15 protein-coding genes and 1 tRNA gene are annotated in these 14,791 nt (G+C 57.1%); 8 read left to right on the forward strand and 8 right to left on the reverse strand.

What is annotated here, in order from left to right; all coding sequences use genetic code 11:
• Positions 1–96: 96 nt before the first annotated feature.
• From EST62_RS01295 to EST62_RS01305, 3 genes are all read right to left on the reverse strand, one after another.
• Positions 97–720 (reverse strand): cyclodeaminase/cyclohydrolase family protein, encoded by a 624-nt coding sequence (locus EST62_RS01295; protein ID WP_129050301.1) that lies wholly within the window; start codon positions 718–720, stop codon positions 97–99.
• Positions 710–1,600, reverse strand: coding sequence for a bifunctional methylenetetrahydrofolate dehydrogenase/methenyltetrahydrofolate cyclohydrolase (locus tag EST62_RS01300; protein ID WP_129050302.1), 891 nt, complete (start codon positions 1,598–1,600; stop codon positions 710–712). The genes EST62_RS01295 and EST62_RS01300 overlap by 11 nt, the downstream gene beginning before the upstream one ends.
• 124 nt (positions 1,601–1,724) lie before the next feature.
• A tRNA-Gln gene (locus tag EST62_RS01305) sits at positions 1,725–1,796 on the reverse strand.
• Positions 1,797–1,952: 156 nt separating this feature from the next.
• Between EST62_RS01305 and EST62_RS01310 the strand changes: the two genes are divergently transcribed.
• Entirely contained in the window at positions 1,953–2,618 is a 666-nt protein-coding gene (locus EST62_RS01310; RefSeq protein WP_129050303.1) for a phosphoribosylanthranilate isomerase, read from the forward strand.
• On the opposite strand, the gene EST62_RS01315 is transcribed toward EST62_RS01310, so the two are convergent.
• Entirely contained in the window at positions 2,602–3,558 is a 957-nt protein-coding gene (locus EST62_RS01315; protein WP_129050304.1) for an alpha/beta fold hydrolase, read from the reverse strand. The genes EST62_RS01310 and EST62_RS01315 overlap by 17 nt on opposite strands.
• A gap of 275 nt (positions 3,559–3,833) precedes the next feature.
• The gene (locus tag EST62_RS01320) at positions 3,834–5,651 is read right to left on the reverse strand and encodes a cation:proton antiporter (protein WP_129050305.1); all 1,818 of its coding nucleotides are present in this window, start codon (positions 5,649–5,651) and stop codon (positions 3,834–3,836) included.
• A 429-nt stretch (positions 5,652–6,080) separates the two neighbouring features.
• On the opposite strand from EST62_RS01320, the gene EST62_RS01330 reads away from it, so the two are divergent.
• The 3 genes from EST62_RS01330 to EST62_RS01345 all read left to right on the forward strand — a co-directional run bounded on the left by EST62_RS01330 (position 6,081) and on the right by EST62_RS01345 (position 10,327).
• A complete protein-coding gene (locus tag EST62_RS01330) occupies positions 6,081–7,823 on the forward strand; it encodes a SulP family inorganic anion transporter (RefSeq protein ID WP_129050306.1) in 1,743 nt (580 codons plus the stop codon).
• Between the two features lie 480 nt (positions 7,824–8,303).
• Positions 8,304–8,786, forward strand: coding sequence for a PEP-CTERM sorting domain-containing protein (locus EST62_RS13340; protein ID WP_167599102.1), 483 nt, complete (start codon positions 8,304–8,306; stop codon positions 8,784–8,786).
• 188 nt (positions 8,787–8,974) lie between these two features.
• Positions 8,975–10,327, forward strand: a complete 1,353-nt coding sequence (locus EST62_RS01345) for an EpsD family peptidyl-prolyl cis-trans isomerase (protein WP_129050307.1) — start codon at positions 8,975–8,977, stop codon at positions 10,325–10,327.
• Between the two features lie 190 nt (positions 10,328–10,517).
• On the opposite strand, the gene EST62_RS01350 is transcribed toward EST62_RS01345, so the two are convergent.
• A complete protein-coding gene (locus EST62_RS01350) occupies positions 10,518–10,772 on the reverse strand; it encodes a hypothetical protein (protein WP_129050308.1) in 255 nt (84 codons plus the stop codon).
• Between the two features lie 185 nt (positions 10,773–10,957).
• On the opposite strand from EST62_RS01350, the gene EST62_RS01355 reads away from it, so the two are divergent.
• The 3 genes from EST62_RS01355 (at position 10,958) to EST62_RS01365 (ending at position 12,264) form a co-directional block, all read left to right on the forward strand.
• Entirely contained in the window at positions 10,958–11,266 is a 309-nt protein-coding gene (locus EST62_RS01355) for a hypothetical protein (RefSeq protein WP_167599103.1), read from the forward strand.
• Positions 11,267–11,334: 68 nt separating this feature from the next.
• Positions 11,335–11,730: a TspO/MBR family protein gene (locus EST62_RS01360; RefSeq protein WP_129050310.1), complete on the forward strand. Its 396-nt coding sequence runs from the start codon at positions 11,335–11,337 to the stop codon at positions 11,728–11,730.
• Between the two features lie 90 nt (positions 11,731–11,820).
• Positions 11,821–12,264 carry a PPC domain-containing DNA-binding protein gene (locus EST62_RS01365; RefSeq protein ID WP_129050311.1) on the forward strand — a complete coding sequence of 148 codons (444 nt, stop codon included), beginning with the start codon at positions 11,821–11,823 and terminating at the stop codon, positions 12,262–12,264.
• Between the two features lie 119 nt (positions 12,265–12,383).
• On the opposite strand, the gene ald is transcribed toward EST62_RS01365, so the two are convergent.
• On the reverse strand, positions 12,384–13,487 hold the full coding sequence (gene ald, locus EST62_RS01370; protein WP_129050312.1) for an alanine dehydrogenase: 1,104 nt from the start codon (positions 13,485–13,487) through the stop codon (positions 12,384–12,386).
• A gap of 140 nt (positions 13,488–13,627) precedes the next feature.
• Between ald and EST62_RS01375 the strand changes: the two genes are divergently transcribed.
• Positions 13,628–13,909, forward strand: a complete 282-nt coding sequence (locus EST62_RS01375; protein WP_129050313.1) for a hypothetical protein — start codon at positions 13,628–13,630, stop codon at positions 13,907–13,909.
• Between the two features lie 15 nt (positions 13,910–13,924).
• On the opposite strand, the gene EST62_RS01380 is transcribed toward EST62_RS01375, so the two are convergent.
• Entirely contained in the window at positions 13,925–14,674 is a 750-nt protein-coding gene (locus tag EST62_RS01380; protein WP_129050314.1) for a M48 family metallopeptidase, read from the reverse strand.
• Positions 14,675–14,791: the final 117 nt, after the last annotated feature.

Below are 14,791 nucleotides of genomic sequence, written 5' to 3' on the forward strand. Positions count from 1 at the left end.
CATTAACGTAAATCTAACAAATATACGCAAAAAGGGCGACCCCGACTTGTCGAGATCGCCCTTGTCTGGTTGATTAGACAGATCGGACGGATCAGATTAAACGCCCGTCAACCCCCGCCAGCCCGCACCGAGGCTTCCAATCGCCGGAAGCATGACCTCTCGCTTGGCTTTGCAGAATTCGGCGTCGTCGATGGTGGCGAGGTTCGCCTCGACGTTGGCCATGGCGCTCATCAGCCCGGCGACGAGCAGGTAGCGGCCAACGATGACGTCACTGAGGACGGAGGGATTGGCGATCTGTTCGAGTCGGTCGGCGTGGGGCAGCGTGGCGAGGCAGCGCTTGAACAGCTCGAACGGCGCTTCGGAGCTGGCCTTCAGCGCGAGCTGGATCGCCGTGCGGCGGGCTTCGGCCTCCTCCGGCGTCGTTTTCGGCATTTTATAGACCTCCATGATCGTGCCGAACACCTCCATGTCGCGGTCGCCGAGGTTGAGCATCTGGCGGCGGGCGGTTTCGCACTGTTCGAGAATCGAGTGAACTTCATCTTCGACATCGGCAAACTTCTTCTTGCCGATGGTCAGGTTGCAGACCATCGAGAGGAGCGCCGCGCCCTCTGCCGCCGTCACCGCCGCCGCCGCGCCGCCGCCCGGCGTGGGATCGGCGCTGGCGAGCGTGTCGAGATAGGCAGAGATTGCACTCCAGCCGAGCGTACCGTCAGGCTTCATGGTGGTAGTTGCGATAGAGTTGCAGGGCGTTTCTCATGCACATGGCCACCGTCATGGGGCCAACCCTCGGAATGTAGAGCGACGCGGCCTCTTTGGCCTCCGGCTCGAAGTTCTGGATATAAGAGAAGTTCAGGCAGATCGCGCCCGGCTTCAGCTCCCCCGCCCTCACTTTTTCAAAGTGCGGCGACGGCACGCCGGTAATGACGACATCGGACTGACGGAGCGCCTCCTGGCGCGAGACGGGACGCGCTTCGTGATCGGAGCTGTTGACGTCAACGACGAAACCGCCATTGATGTCGAATGAATAGACCCGCGCGCCGTCGTTGGAGAGCATGTAGGCGAGCGGGCGACCGACCACCTCCGAGCGGTTGAAGATGGTGATCTGCTGAGCGCCGAACGGCAGGCCGTAAGGTTGATACGCATCGGTCGCTTCGAGCAGCTTGATGATCGCCAGCGGCGTGCAGGGCAGGATCGCCTTGAACCTCCGCCCGGCGGCGTCGAAGCGCTCGTTGGCGTAGAGCTTGCCGATCCAGTGCGGCGACAGCCCCTCGACATCCTTGTGCGGCGAAATCAAATCCCGCAGCTCCGCGTCCCGCTCGTCGCCCCAGATCGGGTAATAAACGAAAATGCCGTGAACGGCGCTGTCGCGATTGGCCTCTTCGAGCACAGCTCTGACCGACTCCGGCTCGCACGTTTTGAGATCGAAATGAATGCCGACATCTTCGCATCCGGCGCGGGTGTAGTCGGCGTAGGTGATCGAGGCGGGATCGCTTGAGGCGAGAATGCCGACGATGTTGATCGTGAGCTGCTCCTCGCTGATCTGCCGACGAACGGCGTCACGAAACGAGGCGGCGACAGGGTTCGGTTCAAGCACTTTCATGGTTCAATAATGCCGGTTCTGTTCACTGATTTTCTGACAGGGCACGAGTATTGAGAATGGAATTTCAAGGAGATGGCGGGCTATCTTCTTGCCGGATCAAACGTTACGAAATCCGGCTGTTTTGCTGGGGCGGCAGGATTCGAACCTGCGGATGTCGGCTCCAAAGGCCGATGCCTTACCACTTGGCGACGCCCCATCGTTCGGAAGAGATCGTTCTGAAAACGGCTTGAATGATACGGATAAATAGCTTAAAACACAAAACCAAGCCGGAATGATGCGTGAAAAACCGCGCGGGCTTTTTTACCTTCGTATTGAAACTTTCACTTTCATGAACGAACCATCAGCCTCGCCCATGACGAAAATCAAGATCTGCGGCATCACCCGCCCCGAAGACGCCCTCGAAGCCTCGCTCTGGGGCGCGGACGCGCTCGGCTTCAACTTCAGCCGCAAAAGCCCCCGCCGCATCGATGCCGACACGGCCCGCGCCATCGTCGCCCGGCTTCCGCCGCTCGTCAGCGCCGTGGGGGTCTTCGTCGAGCAGCCGCCCGAAGAGGTCGCCGATCTCTGCCGCTTCTGCAACCTTCAGGCGGCGCAGCTCCATTCGGACGAGTACGACGCTGATAAGACGTTGCGGATCGAAGGCGTGCGGGTGATCCGGGTCTTCCGGCCCGGCCCCGGTTTCAGCGTCGAGGAGGTCAGGAGTTACGCGGAACAGACGGGTTGCCGGGGATTTCTGTTCGATGCGTTCAGCCCGGCGATGGCTGGCGGCACGGGCAAAACCATCGAATCTTCGACGGCTTCCATGCTGTTTGACGAGACGCGCGATGCTGGCTGGGCGCTGCTTGCGGGCGGGCTGAAGCCGGAGAACGTCGCCGACGCCGTGCGGCTCGTGCGCCCCTGGGGGGTCGATACGGCAAGCGGCGTCGAGTCGTCGCCGGGCGTCAAGGATGCGCTGAAGATCCGGCGGTTCATCGAGGCAGTGCGCGAGGCCGACCGCTCGCTCACGAATTGCTGCTGATGTGCCGCAGCACGATCTCCGCCGCCGTTTGCGGCAATTCGAGCGTGATGAGATGGCCGCAATCCGGTACGCATTCAAAAGTCCCTGAAGCGGCCATTTCCTGAAGTTTCCGGGTATTGTCGGGTGTCATGATAACATCCCCGTCACCCGCCACAAAGTGGATCGGCAAGTTGACCGAACGAACCATCTCGGGAAGTATTGTCGTCGTGTGCATATCGGTAATCTGCGCGGTCGTCTGCTCGATGGCCTCCGAAGCGCAGAAGCCGAGGCTCTCGAAACCGACCTTGATGTCGTGCATCATGACCGAATTCCTTGACAGCACGAGCCGCGCGAACATGTAGGCGGGAAGCCACCAGGTGAGCTTCCGCATCATGATGTTGAAGACGAAATTGAGCGTGGCGGGCGCGGCCTTTGAGATGAACTCGTTGTTCGGCAGATAGCCGAAGTTGAAGAACACCATCGACCTGACGCTGTTCGGGTAGTTGTTGACGTAGTCGAGCGCCACGAACGGACCGAACGAAAAGGCGGCGATGTGCAGCTCTTTCAGCCCGATCATCCGGATCAGCTCGTCGAGGTCGCGCGCGAAATCGGCGATATGGTAGCGGTTTTGCGGATCGTTTTCCGACCACCCATGCCCCTTCATGTCGTAAGCCACCGTGCGGTAGCCCGCCGCGTTCAGCTCTCGGATGATGCGGTGCCACCACATCCACCAGCAATCCCAGCCGTGAATGAGCAAGACGGTGCCACGCGGATTTTCAGGCGATGAATCATAATAGTGATGCAAGAGACCGCCGACTTTGACGAAGTGACTGTTGCGCATCAGCTCCAGTTCGTATTGCGCCCGGTGCCGTTCACCCTGGGTCGAGGTTTCAAGCTGGTCGAGAAGCTTCAGGCGGTAAGCTCTGAATTTTTCGGACGAGGGTTCCGGCAAGTTATCCATGACTTTCGATAATGAAGATTCAAAGGAAAACTTCGGGGCGATGCCTGTTGATGCCGCCATCGAGACGGTATCAACAGGCATTCAAACACGATAAGCTGAGTCTGCATTCGATTGTCACTCTTCGACCGACCTTGCCGGACTCAGAATGACACACAAAAAACGAAGAATCAAAATGCAAAGAGCGCTTTGTCCTCTTGAGGCAGCCTCAGTCAGTTTTTTAACGACGGCATCCGGTTAAATGTTTGAAAAAATCACGGTTGCACGCCATTTTTCCATCACTTCCCGCCAGTGACGGAGTCCGTGCTCTCCTCTGACCTCCCGGCTGGCTCGCTGCCGGAAGCCTCCGCATCACTTGCCGGTTCACGGAAAATATTACCGCCTTCACGCCGGATGATCTCCTGCTGTTCGAGAATCGTTTCGGGCGCGACCCGGAAATGCTTGAGCAACTCGGAGAACATCTGGATCGAGGTCTCGAAGATTTCGGTCACGACGGCATCGGCTCCGGCGCGATAAAACCGGTTTGCCGATTCAAGCGAGCGGGAGCGCACGATGATGAACGCGCCAGGATTGATCTCCCGCACCAGGCGAATGCACTGAACGGCGGCGTCGATCTCCGGAATGCAGATCACCACGGAGCGGGAGTGATCGACGCCGATACGCAGAAGCGACTTGCGCTCCGTGCAGTCGCCGTAAAAAAGCGGCTCGCCATTGCGACGCATCGTTTTGACCGTTTTGCGGTCGGTATCGAGCACCGTGTAGGCCAGGTTCGTGGCGTTCATCACGGCGGCGACATTCCTGCCGATCAAACCGAAGCCGATGATGGCGGCGTGAATTTCACCCTTGCACACGATAGGCCCGGCGGCGGCGCGCACGGGTTGTTTCGGCTCTGGTTTGGAGGCGAGCGGCATGAAGCCGAGCACCGGAGCCATCTGGGCGGCGAACCTGGGAGCGGCGGAGATCAGCGCCGGAGTGACCATCATCGTCACGACAATGATGGCCAGCATCGACTGAAACATGTGCTGGTCGAGCAGCCCGGCGTCTTTGGCTGTACCGGCGAGCACAAAGGAAAACTCGCCGATCTGCGCCAGCACCATGCCCGACATCAGGCTGACCCGCAACGAAAAGCCGAGCGCCATCGAAATGCCGGTCATCATTATCGCTTTGACCACCAGCACCACCAGAGCGATGGCGACGAGCCACGGCAGCTCGATCATGTTCACGTCGAGCAAGAGGCCGACGGAGACGAAAAAGATGCTGGTCATCGCCTCGCGGAAGGGGTCGATGGTGCGGCTGATCCGATGACTCCCGTCGGTGCTGGCGATCACCATGCCCGCCATGAACGCGCCGAGCGCCAGCGACAGGCCGATAAGCGAGGCGAGCCACGCCGCGCCGAAGCAGAGCACCAGCGCACCAAGCACCAGCACCTCGCCTGCATGCAGCTCGGTAATCACCCGGACGGCTTTCGGCATCAAAAGCCGGAATCCGCCGAACATGCCGATGGCAAAAAGCAGCACGAGCGCGATCTCCTCGAACGAAGATTCGAGCGGCATCGTGCTGCCACGGGTCAGAAAACTGAAACCGAACATCATCGGCACGATGGCCATGTCCTGAAAAATCAGGATTCCGAGGGCGATCCTGCCGTGATCAAAACCGAGTTCACCCCGGTCGGAGAGAATTTTCAGGCACAACGCCGTACTGCTCACCGAAAACGAAAAACCGAGCACGAGCGCCTCCTTGCTGCCAACCGACGCGCCAATCGCATCCATCAGCCAGTACGAAAAAAAAGCGATAACCAGACCGGTCAGAAGAATCTGCGCCGTCCCGCCGAACACAACGATCTTCCGGAGCTTTTTGAGGTCATCGACCGAAAACTCCAACCCGATGGTGAAGAGCAGCAGCACGACACCCATTTCGGCAAGCGTCGAAATCAACCCGCTGTCCCTGATGATATGGAACCCCGTCGGCCCGAGCATGACACCCGTGAAGATCAAGCCGATTACCGGAGGAATCCGGATCTTCTGGAACACGAGAATGTTGACGATGGCAAGCGCCCCGATCAGGACCAATTGCCCAAGAAATTCAAACTGATGCATGCAATACCTTGTTCAGAACCGGAAAACAGAGAAGAGAATCATTTCGACGTGAAAGACTCGCCACGCAGCGGCAATGCGTTGCGTCGGCCAGAGAGAACTATAACATAACAGTGTAAGATAGCAAGAGAAAAGGCGCAAATGCCTTTGAAATATTATGGTCTGACCCATTGAGAATCCGGTTAAAATCATACATTGTCAACCAGTTGACAGTTCCTGCGCCAGCATGGCAATGCTTGCCGGAAAACTCCTGAGCAAATCCGAAAAAAGATTCAGGGTTGAACGGGGGGATCCGTGACCGATACCATCGTCAACCAGAACGACCCCGGAGAGTCCAGACCTTCCGGGCATTACCCGTTCAGGCGATGCATCGATTTGCCGTAACGGATTGCAGAGAACTGCCGTTCCTTCACATCAGATCATTTCCAGCAAATGTTCAAACCAAAACTGTTTACCGTTCTTTCCGAGCTGACCAGAGAGCAGCTTGGCCGTGACATCGTGTCCGGAATTCTGGTCGGCATCGTGGCCCTGCCGCTTGCCATCGCCTTCGCCATCGCCTCTGGCGTCTCGCCCGAAAAGGGGCTCATCAGCGCCGTCATCGGCGGGTTTTTGATCTCCTTTCTCGGCGGCAGCCGGGTGCAGATCGGTGGGCCGACCGGCGCCTTCATCGTCATTCTCTACGGCATCGTCCAGCAATACGGCGTCAACGGCCTCTTGATCGCCACCATCATGGCGGGCGTGATTCTCATCATCATGGGGCTGTCGCAACTCGGCTCGCTCATCAAGTTCATCCCCTACCCGGTCGTAGTCGGCTTCACCAGCGGCATCGCCATCATCATCTTTTCGAGCGAGGTCAAGGATTTCCTCGGCCTGCAAATGGCCAGCGTACCCGCCGACTTCATCGAAAAGTGGGCCGCCTACTTCAAAGCCCTGCCGACGGCCAGCCCGGAAACCATCATGGTCGGCGCGGCGGCCTTGCTGATTATCGTGCTCTGGCCGAAGGTCTCCACCAAAATTCCCGGCCCGCTGATCGCCCTCATCGTCACCACGCTGGCCGTGCGGATGCTGGGCCTCCCGGTCGATACCATCGAGACGCGCTTCGGCGACATTTCGGCCTCGATTCCCGCGCCGAGCTTTCCGTCGCTCGATCTTGCGACCATCCGCCACCTCATCATGCCCGCCACCACCATCGCCATACTTGGGGCCATCGAGGCGCTGCTCTCGGCGGTGGTGGCCGACGGCATGATCGGCTCGCGGCACAAGTCGAACATGGAGCTGGTCGCGCAAGGCGTGGCCAATATCGTCTCCCCGATCTTCGGCGGCATTCCCGTCACCGGCGCGATCGCCCGCACGGCGACCAACGTCAAGAACGGCGGGCGTACACCCGTCGCCGGCATCGTTCACGCCATCACGCTCCTGGCGATCATGCTCGTTTTCGGCTCGTGGGCCAAGCTGATTCCGATGCCGACGCTGGCCGCGATTCTGATTGTCGTCGCCTGGAACATGAGCGAGCACCACGTCTTCCGGCAGTTGCTGAAAAGCCCGAAAAGCGACGTGGCCGTGCTGCTCACCACCTTCAGCCTGACGGTGATTTTCGACCTCACCATCGCCATTGAGGTGGGAATGCTGCTCTCGGTGATCCTCTTCATGAAGCGCATGGCCAGCATCAGCAACGTCGGCGTTATCACCGGCGAGCTGAAAGATGCCGAGGACGAGGATGACCCGAACGCCATCGTCAGCCGCGCCATTCCGGCGGGCGTGGACGTATTCGAGGTCAGCGGCCCGTTCTTTTTCGGCGCGGCCTCGAAGTTCAAGGACGCGATGCACGTGGTCGGCAAAGCCCCGGCGATCCGGATTCTCAGGATGCGCAAGGTAATGAGCATCGACGCCACCGGCCTGAACATGATGAAGGAGCTGGTCTCCGACAGCCGGAAAACCGGCACGAAGCTGATTCTTTCCGGCGTTCACGTCCAGCCGCTCTTCGCCATGCAGCAATACGGACTTTCGGACGAGATCGGCGAGGAGAACATCTTCGGCAACATCGACGACGCCCTCGACCGCGCCCGGCAGATACTCGGCCTGCCTGTACAGGGCCGCCCGGCGGGTTTCGTCGCCAGCGTGAAGCGTGAGAAGGAGTTGCGGGCGAAGATCGAAAGCGACGGCTCCGGCAAGTAACTCGCTCAAAGCAGATTCCCGCTCCGGCAACGTTCGGAGCGAAAATCTGGCATGGAAAGGGTGACGCGCCAGCAGAGCAAATCATGGCTCTTGGCGAACGGGAAGAGGGCAAATCAGAATACCAATTTTATATCCGGTGAATATAAAATAACTATAACATTATGACGTCTTGATAGAAAAAAAACACAAGAAAATCATATCCTTTAAATATCTTCCTGCATGAATCAACAGAAAAGTCAAAATATTTCTTCCAGAACCGAATCATATTTCTTAACATCAATTTGTAGTATCCGATTAAGCAGTACCCTTGAATCACTGCAAACCCCTCAGCAGTATTGGATACGGTAAATCGTTAAGCAGTCCTTTTACCCCTTCCCGAATAACAGTGGTTTGCGTTGCGCTTACTGATAACGTTGTGCATTGCTCACAAAACGTTTTGTCAGTCATTGGCTTTTCGACAACACAAAAAAAAGGACGAACATGAAAAAACTCTTATCGACAATCGGCTTGGGCGTAGCCCTGATGACCGGCTTCGCGCCTTCTCAGGCAGATGCTGCTATCAGTTTTGTTAACACTCAAATAGGTCCCAATGAATGGAAGTACACTTTTACGACTGATGCAGGCGTAACGGCAGGTCAAACCGTTACACTTACTTCACCAAGTGGGGTTACAATAACCGATGCCAGCGCTGCCAGTACAGGTTGGTGGGATATAAGTGGCAAGGGAACGAATTCCATAACATGGACGTCAAAAGGTGCTATTTCAGGTGGCACAGTAGCGGATGACTTCACAATCACCTCAGCTTTCCCCAATGGAATTGTTACATGGAGCACTACTGGTGGTTCAGGCACAACCGCCGGCCCGGTTCCCGAACCGGCGACGGTGATGCTGCTTGGCATCGGCGGACTGCTTGCCGGTGGACGCAAGCTCTATGAGAGCAGAAAAGAGGCCGCGACGGCATGACGCCGGGTCTCTTTTTTACTGAATTTCTGAACGACGAAAACCCGGAATGCACCGGGTTTTCGTTACTTTGAGTCAAATGAACCTGAAAAAGAATGACGTGAAATTTATGTTCATTATTTAAACCGCTTCACTTTATATTTGCTTTGTCGTTTTATTTTCAATGAGAGCATAACTAATCTCATAAAACCGTGAAAAAAGTCACCTCTCTGTTTTTTGTCCTGCTGTTCACCATTCTTGCCGGATGCTCTCAGAAGTCTGGCAATGAGCCGAATGGCGGTGTTGCGGCGGTTGTCAACGGCGTGGAAATCACCAAGCGCCAGGTAGAATACCTGTATCAGCGTTCCGCCAATCCGAACATGAACGCAGAGGAGTCCGCCAACCTGAAGAGGCGTATTCTTGCCGATCTGATTCGTCTTGAGCTCCTTGCCGGCAAAGCCAAAGAGATGAAGCTCGACAACAACCCGGACTACAGCATGGCGCTCTATACCGCCCAGAAAAACGTGCTGGCAGGTTTGGCCGAAAAAAAGCTTGCGGGTAGTCAATCGCCGACATCTCCAGATCAGGCCGAATCCGTTGTTCAGAACGCCCCACAACTGTTTGCCGGACGAAAGCTTTACATATTTGAAGAAGTGGTCTTTCCCGGCGTCAACATGCCGCTTCTGGAATCGCTCGATGCCATGGCAAACAATGGAGCGCCGCTCAGCCGTCTGCTCGATGAATTGAAGGCGAAAAAGAAACCGTTCAACAAAACGCTCAAGGCGTTGACTTCCGAACAACTCCCCTCCCCCGTTCTCACGGTTTTAAACAAGCTGCAACCCAACACGCCCCAGGTTGTACGATCGGGAGACAAAATCTCTGTGATATTGGTATTGCATGACGCAATTCCAGCCCCCCTTGACGGCGTTCCGGCAAGAAAAGCGGCAGGGGCGATGATTGAAGCCAATCAGAGAAATCAGAGTCTGTCGAAAGCAATGCGTGAGATGCTCGACAACGCCAAAATCACCTACTATGACGAGTATGCAAAAACAGCCGATGGCAACAGCAAGCTCTCGGCGCTTCCCGTGCCCGACACGGAGAAAGTGACCCGGAATCTCTATAAAAAAATAATCTTCGGCTCTGGCTTGTCCGCATCGTTCATTCTGGCGGTCATGATGCTAACCGCCTTCATGCGAACATTTTACAGCATGTTGTGGCTCCCGAAACTCTGGCCTGGATCGACAAGCTCTGCCGAACAGACAGCGAAATACGATATTCGGCATACCGCCACGCTCTCTCGCCAAATTTACCTTTTTGCCTTGATGTTGCTGATAGCGGTGGTCATAATTTTCGAGCTTCTGCTGGTATGGGACAAGCTGGCCATACCGGTTTTACTGGCACACATCGCTGGCGGTATAATCGTGGGTGTTTTTGCCAGCCGGTTGCTGAATGCCGGTATTGCTCGCGCATGGTCAAGAAAAACATACATGTTCATCGCCTCTCTTCTCGCACTGTTGATCCTTGTTGACATAATAGCAACCATCAAGTTAAGTGCTCTTATATAAAGGACAGAGCCGACGATGGTTCCATACAAATCGTTGAGGTGACTGCCTCGAAGTGACCGGATAGCGGCGCTTCTGGCATTCACCTCCCCGACATGGCCTGCAACGCTTCAGTCAGTTTATACGTATCCGGTTCGGGCGTCATGATCGAACACACTTGCCGTGCATGAACTCCGACGGAACCTGACAAGCCTCACTCCTTGCTGCTGTAGGTCCTGATGCTCGCGATCGAATCGATGTCGTAATAGGTGTTGACCGAAAGCCCCTCGGAATCTTCAGTCACCCGCAGAAACAGGTCGCTGATAAACAAAACGGCATCTTCGAACACTTTACCCTCGTTGATCTGAAGCTTGACCCCCTTTCGGATTTTTCTCGACATGGTGCCATGCAATGGAACCGATGCGTATTCGAGAACTTTTTCCCAAGTCTGTAATGCACTGCTCGCCATAAAAACCTCCATTATTTTCTACATTTTTGCAAAATCAACCTATTATTTTAGGCTTAAGAATAAATTAAACTTATTTTTTTAACAATTATCAAGTTTTCACAACAACGAGGAATCCGTCAGTCCACGATACAGGTAATGCCGCCAGATCAGGGCAGGGGTCCCTTCTTACCGGAGATAGTCAAATTATGGATACCGCACTACGCCCGCTGGGCACCGTCATGGAACTGGTCGAAGCGCTCGGCCATGAGGTTACGTACGCCTACGAAGATCTGATCTTCATCAACCACAACGACTTTCTGCTGCAATTCGACGCCGTCGATCCCAACACGCTCGACCTGTTTTTCAACACCGAGTGCGACGCCGCAGAAGCCGACAAAGTCGCCGGGCGCATGATTCCGGAAGGCATTCAAAAGGGATTGGTCATCCACAGCAAAGGCACCTACACCATGACGGAGACCGAAGGCGACAACCTGCAAATCACCTTCAATCCCTGACGGTAACTTCAGGCGTCGGAACCATTAGCTGCTGCATTGCATTCTTCCGGAAAAAAGGAGAATGAGACATGCAAAGCTGGTATGACGGGCTCAACAAACCCAAACTGACGCCGCCCAACAAGGTGTTCTGGCCGGTATGGTCAATGCTTTATGTGCTCATTGCTGTAGCGCTGATCGTCTATTTCCGGACTCCGGTCAAACCCCATTCCACGACGGTGCTCGTCATTCTGGCGACGCACTTCCTGGCAGGATTTTCCTGGACTTCGATTTTTTTCGGGAAAAAGAAAATCCTTGCCGCCCTTTTCGATCTGCTCTTCATGGACGCGACGCTTGCCGTCATCATCTTCTTGTTTGCCAACACCAACCCTCTGGCGGCGGCGCTGCTCGCGCCTTACGCTCTCTGGAGCCTTCTGGCGACCTGGCTGAACTTTGGCATCTGGCGGCTCAATCCCGACAAGCGATGAGACGATTGCCGCCCTATTGCCGGGAGCAGCCGAATCGCTACCTTACAAAAAACCGGCGGCAGCAGGCTCAATTTTCTGAACTCACAGACCATGAAATACTCGGAAGCAAAACAAGGGAGAGTGTTCGTCATCAGGCTTGAGGATGGCGACATCTTTCACGAACAGATCGAACGATTTGCGAAGGAAAAAGGAATCGAGCGAGCCTGGCTGAACGTGGTCGGCGGAGCCGACAAGGAGAGCCGACTGGTCGTCGGGCCGGAAGAGAGCCGGGCGTTCCCGGTCAATCCGATGGTGCACGAACTGTACGACGCGCATGAAATCGTCGGCGCGGGCACCCTGTTCCCCGACGACACCGGCGCGCCGGTCGTGCACCTGCACATGGCCTGCGGTCGCGAAGAGAACACCGTCACCGGCTGCGTCCGCAACGGCGTCAAAGTCTGGCACGTCATGGAGGTCATACTGGTAGAGCTTCTCGGCTCGGAAGCCCGCAGAATGCCCGACAAGGCCACCGGGTTCAAGTTGCTGGTACCGTGAGAGGGAAAGTTATGAATTATGAATGCTGAATTATGAATTGAAGAAAAATTCAATTCTTCTCCTATTCGACCTATAAGTCCTATAAGACCTATAGGACTTATAAAATTGCCCCCCCACACTCACGCAAACGGATTCCCCCCGCACTCCATGCCCAGCGAGCTGGCTACCGCCGCCTGCGTGATTTTGCCGTTCCAAACGTTCAGGCCGCCCGCGAGGCCGGGCATCACCACCATCGCGCTCTCCAGCCCCAGATCGGCGAGCCGCCGGACGTAGGGCAGCGTTACGCCCGTCAGCGCCTCGGTGGCGGTGGCGGGATAGGCGGCGGGCATGTTGGTCACGCAATAATGCACGACACCGGCGTCGATAAAGACCGGATCGAGATGCGAGGTCGGGCGCGAGGTTTCGACGCAGCCGCCCTGGTCGATGGCGATATCGACGATCACCGCCCCCGGCTTCATCGACTGCACCATGCCGCGCGTGACCAGCTTCGGCGCACTCGCGCCGGGGAGCAGCACCGCGCCGACGAGAAGGTCAGTTCCCGGCAGCAGCTCTTCGAGGTGCTGCTCGTTCGAGTAGATCGTGTGCACCTCCGCCGGAAGCAGCGCCTCCAGCTCGCGCATCCGCTCGTGGTCGGTCTCCATCACCGTCACCTCCGCGCCGAGACCCGCGGCGATCCGCGCGGCGCTCATCCCGGCAACGCCTCCGCCAAGCACGAGCACCCTGCCCGGCAGCACGCCCGGTACGCCACAGAGCAACTTGCCCTCGCCGCCGTTATGCTTCGAGAGGTAGTAAGCGCCCATGAGCACGCTCATCTTTCCGGCGACCTCGCTCATCGGCGCGAGCAGCGGCAAGCGCCCGCCGACCTCGACCGTTTCGTAACCGATGGCCGTAACGCCCGATTCCAAAAGCGCTTGCGCGAGACCCGGCACACCGGCAAGATGCAGATAGGTGAACAGAATCATCTCTTTCCGGAAAAAAGCGTACTCCTCGGCGAGCGGCTCCTTGACCTTGACCACCAGCTCGCACCTCCACGCCTCCGCCGCCGAATCGGCGAGCACCGCCCCGGCCAGCCGGTACTTCTCGTCGCCGAAACCGCTCGACTCGCCCGCCCCACGCTCGACAACCACTCGATGCCCCGCGCCGACAAGCTGCCTCACCCCCGCCGGAGTACAGGCCACCCTGGTCTCGCGGGTCTTGATTTCCCTCGGAATTCCTATATTCATGGCAGAAAAATGATTAGGATTATCCGCCGCTTCGTGGCGCCAAAAGTCCAATGATCCCGACAAGTCACGACGGAACCATACGTTCTCAAGAAGTCCACTTTTCAATGTAACGTTTCGGCAAACTCTCCGGAACAGCCTGAATGATGAATATTCCGCAAGAACCCGCATACTGGCTCCTGTCGGCGGGCTGCCTCTCTGTCGCCTCGCTGCCCGCCCTGATGCGCAAAATCACCAAAGCGCGAGCCGTCGCCATCGCGGCGCTCTGGCTCGCCCTCTGCGCCGCCACCATCTGGCAGTCCAGCCTCTTGCCGGGCTTGGCGACAACGCTGATCTCTGCTGTCTGGGGGGTGATTCTGCTGGCCGCGTCGCTCATCTTTTCGGGCATCCGCTCGATGCCGAACCAGCGCTTCGAAGAGCGCTGACGCTGGCGAGCGGCCTCAGCTTTTGCTCGAAAACCACGCAGGCACGAAGCGCCACGCATGTTTCATCTCGCGATCATGAACGGCGTAATCGGGATCGTACCGCTCGACCGTTTCCCAGTAGCGGGCGGAGTGATTCATGTGCAGCGTGTGGCACAGCTCGTGAATCATGATGTAGCGCACCAGCAGCGGCGGCAGAAAAATCAGCTTCAGATTGAGATTGATGTTGCCCCGCGACGAGCAACTCCCCCACCGGCTTTTCTGCTTTTTGACCGAAACTCCCGCAATTTTGAACCCATTGATCGCGGCAAGCCTCGTGAGTTGGGAACCGAGTTTCAGCTTCGCGCGATGCTTCAGCCACTGTTCAAGCGCCTCGAAGCACCACGCCCGGTTGTCCACCCCGCCGGAAAGATCGAGCACATTGCCATCGAGTTCCCTGATGAAAATGCCCGGACGAAGCGGGTCGTACCGGTACTCGACCCGCCACGACTCGCCGATCCCGGCCAGCTCGATCAGCTCCGGCAGCGCCGTTTCGGCCTGCGCGGTTTCGGCAGGCCGATGCTTGTCGAAGTTGCCCTGCACCTTCGTAATCCACTCCATCTTGCTCTCGACCAGCGCGGACACCCGCTTCGGGTCGAACCCGACCGGCACGACCACCGTCAGCCCCTCCTCCGGCGACATTTTCAAACGGGCATACCGCGCCCGGCGACTGACCTTGACGGTGTAGGCAATGCCGGATGAATTGCCTCGGAAGGATAGAGCGGACATGCTGGGTCGGGATGCGATGAATGTTGCCGAAATGCTCCCGAAGTATAGCCAGCGAGTGCAGATAAAAAAAGCGGATACCCCCTTTTCGGCGCTCCGCCTGCGCCTGTCGGGCAGGGA

Origin of the sequence: Chlorobaculum sp. 24CR, from assembly GCF_004118635.1 — a bacterium.
Lineage (GTDB): Bacteria > Bacteroidota > Chlorobiia > Chlorobiales > Chlorobiaceae > Chlorobaculum.

Bases quoted from the DNA above. Each gene is read 5' to 3' on its own strand.
- EST62_RS01330 (WP_129050306.1), top strand. From the start codon at position 6,081: ATGTTCAAACCAAAACTGTTTACCGTTCTTTCCGAGCTGACCAGAGAG.
- ald (WP_129050312.1), bottom strand. From the start codon at position 13,487: ATGAATATAGGAATTCCGAGGGAAATCAAGACCCGCGAGACCAGGGTG.
- EST62_RS01360 (WP_129050310.1), top strand. From the start codon at position 11,335: ATGCAAAGCTGGTATGACGGGCTCAACAAACCCAAACTGACGCCGCCC.
- EST62_RS01295 (WP_129050301.1), bottom strand. From the start codon at position 720: ATGAAGCCTGACGGTACGCTCGGCTGGAGTGCAATCTCTGCCTATCTC.
- EST62_RS01350 (WP_129050308.1), bottom strand. From the start codon at position 10,772: ATGGCGAGCAGTGCATTACAGACTTGGGAAAAAGTTCTCGAATACGCA.
- EST62_RS01315 (WP_129050304.1), bottom strand. From the start codon at position 3,558: ATGGATAACTTGCCGGAACCCTCGTCCGAAAAATTCAGAGCTTACCGC.
- EST62_RS13340 (WP_167599102.1), top strand. From the start codon at position 8,304: ATGAAAAAACTCTTATCGACAATCGGCTTGGGCGTAGCCCTGATGACC.
- EST62_RS01310 (WP_129050303.1), top strand. From the start codon at position 1,953: ATGACGAAAATCAAGATCTGCGGCATCACCCGCCCCGAAGACGCCCTC.
- EST62_RS01300 (WP_129050302.1), bottom strand. From the start codon at position 1,600: ATGAAAGTGCTTGAACCGAACCCTGTCGCCGCCTCGTTTCGTGACGCC.
- EST62_RS01355 (WP_167599103.1), top strand. From the start codon at position 10,958: ATGGATACCGCACTACGCCCGCTGGGCACCGTCATGGAACTGGTCGAA.
- EST62_RS01320 (WP_129050305.1), bottom strand. From the start codon at position 5,651: ATGCATCAGTTTGAATTTCTTGGGCAATTGGTCCTGATCGGGGCGCTT.
- EST62_RS01375 (WP_129050313.1), top strand. From the start codon at position 13,628: ATGATGAATATTCCGCAAGAACCCGCATACTGGCTCCTGTCGGCGGGC.
- EST62_RS01380 (WP_129050314.1), bottom strand. From the start codon at position 14,674: ATGTCCGCTCTATCCTTCCGAGGCAATTCATCCGGCATTGCCTACACC.
- EST62_RS01365 (WP_129050311.1), top strand. From the start codon at position 11,821: ATGAAATACTCGGAAGCAAAACAAGGGAGAGTGTTCGTCATCAGGCTT.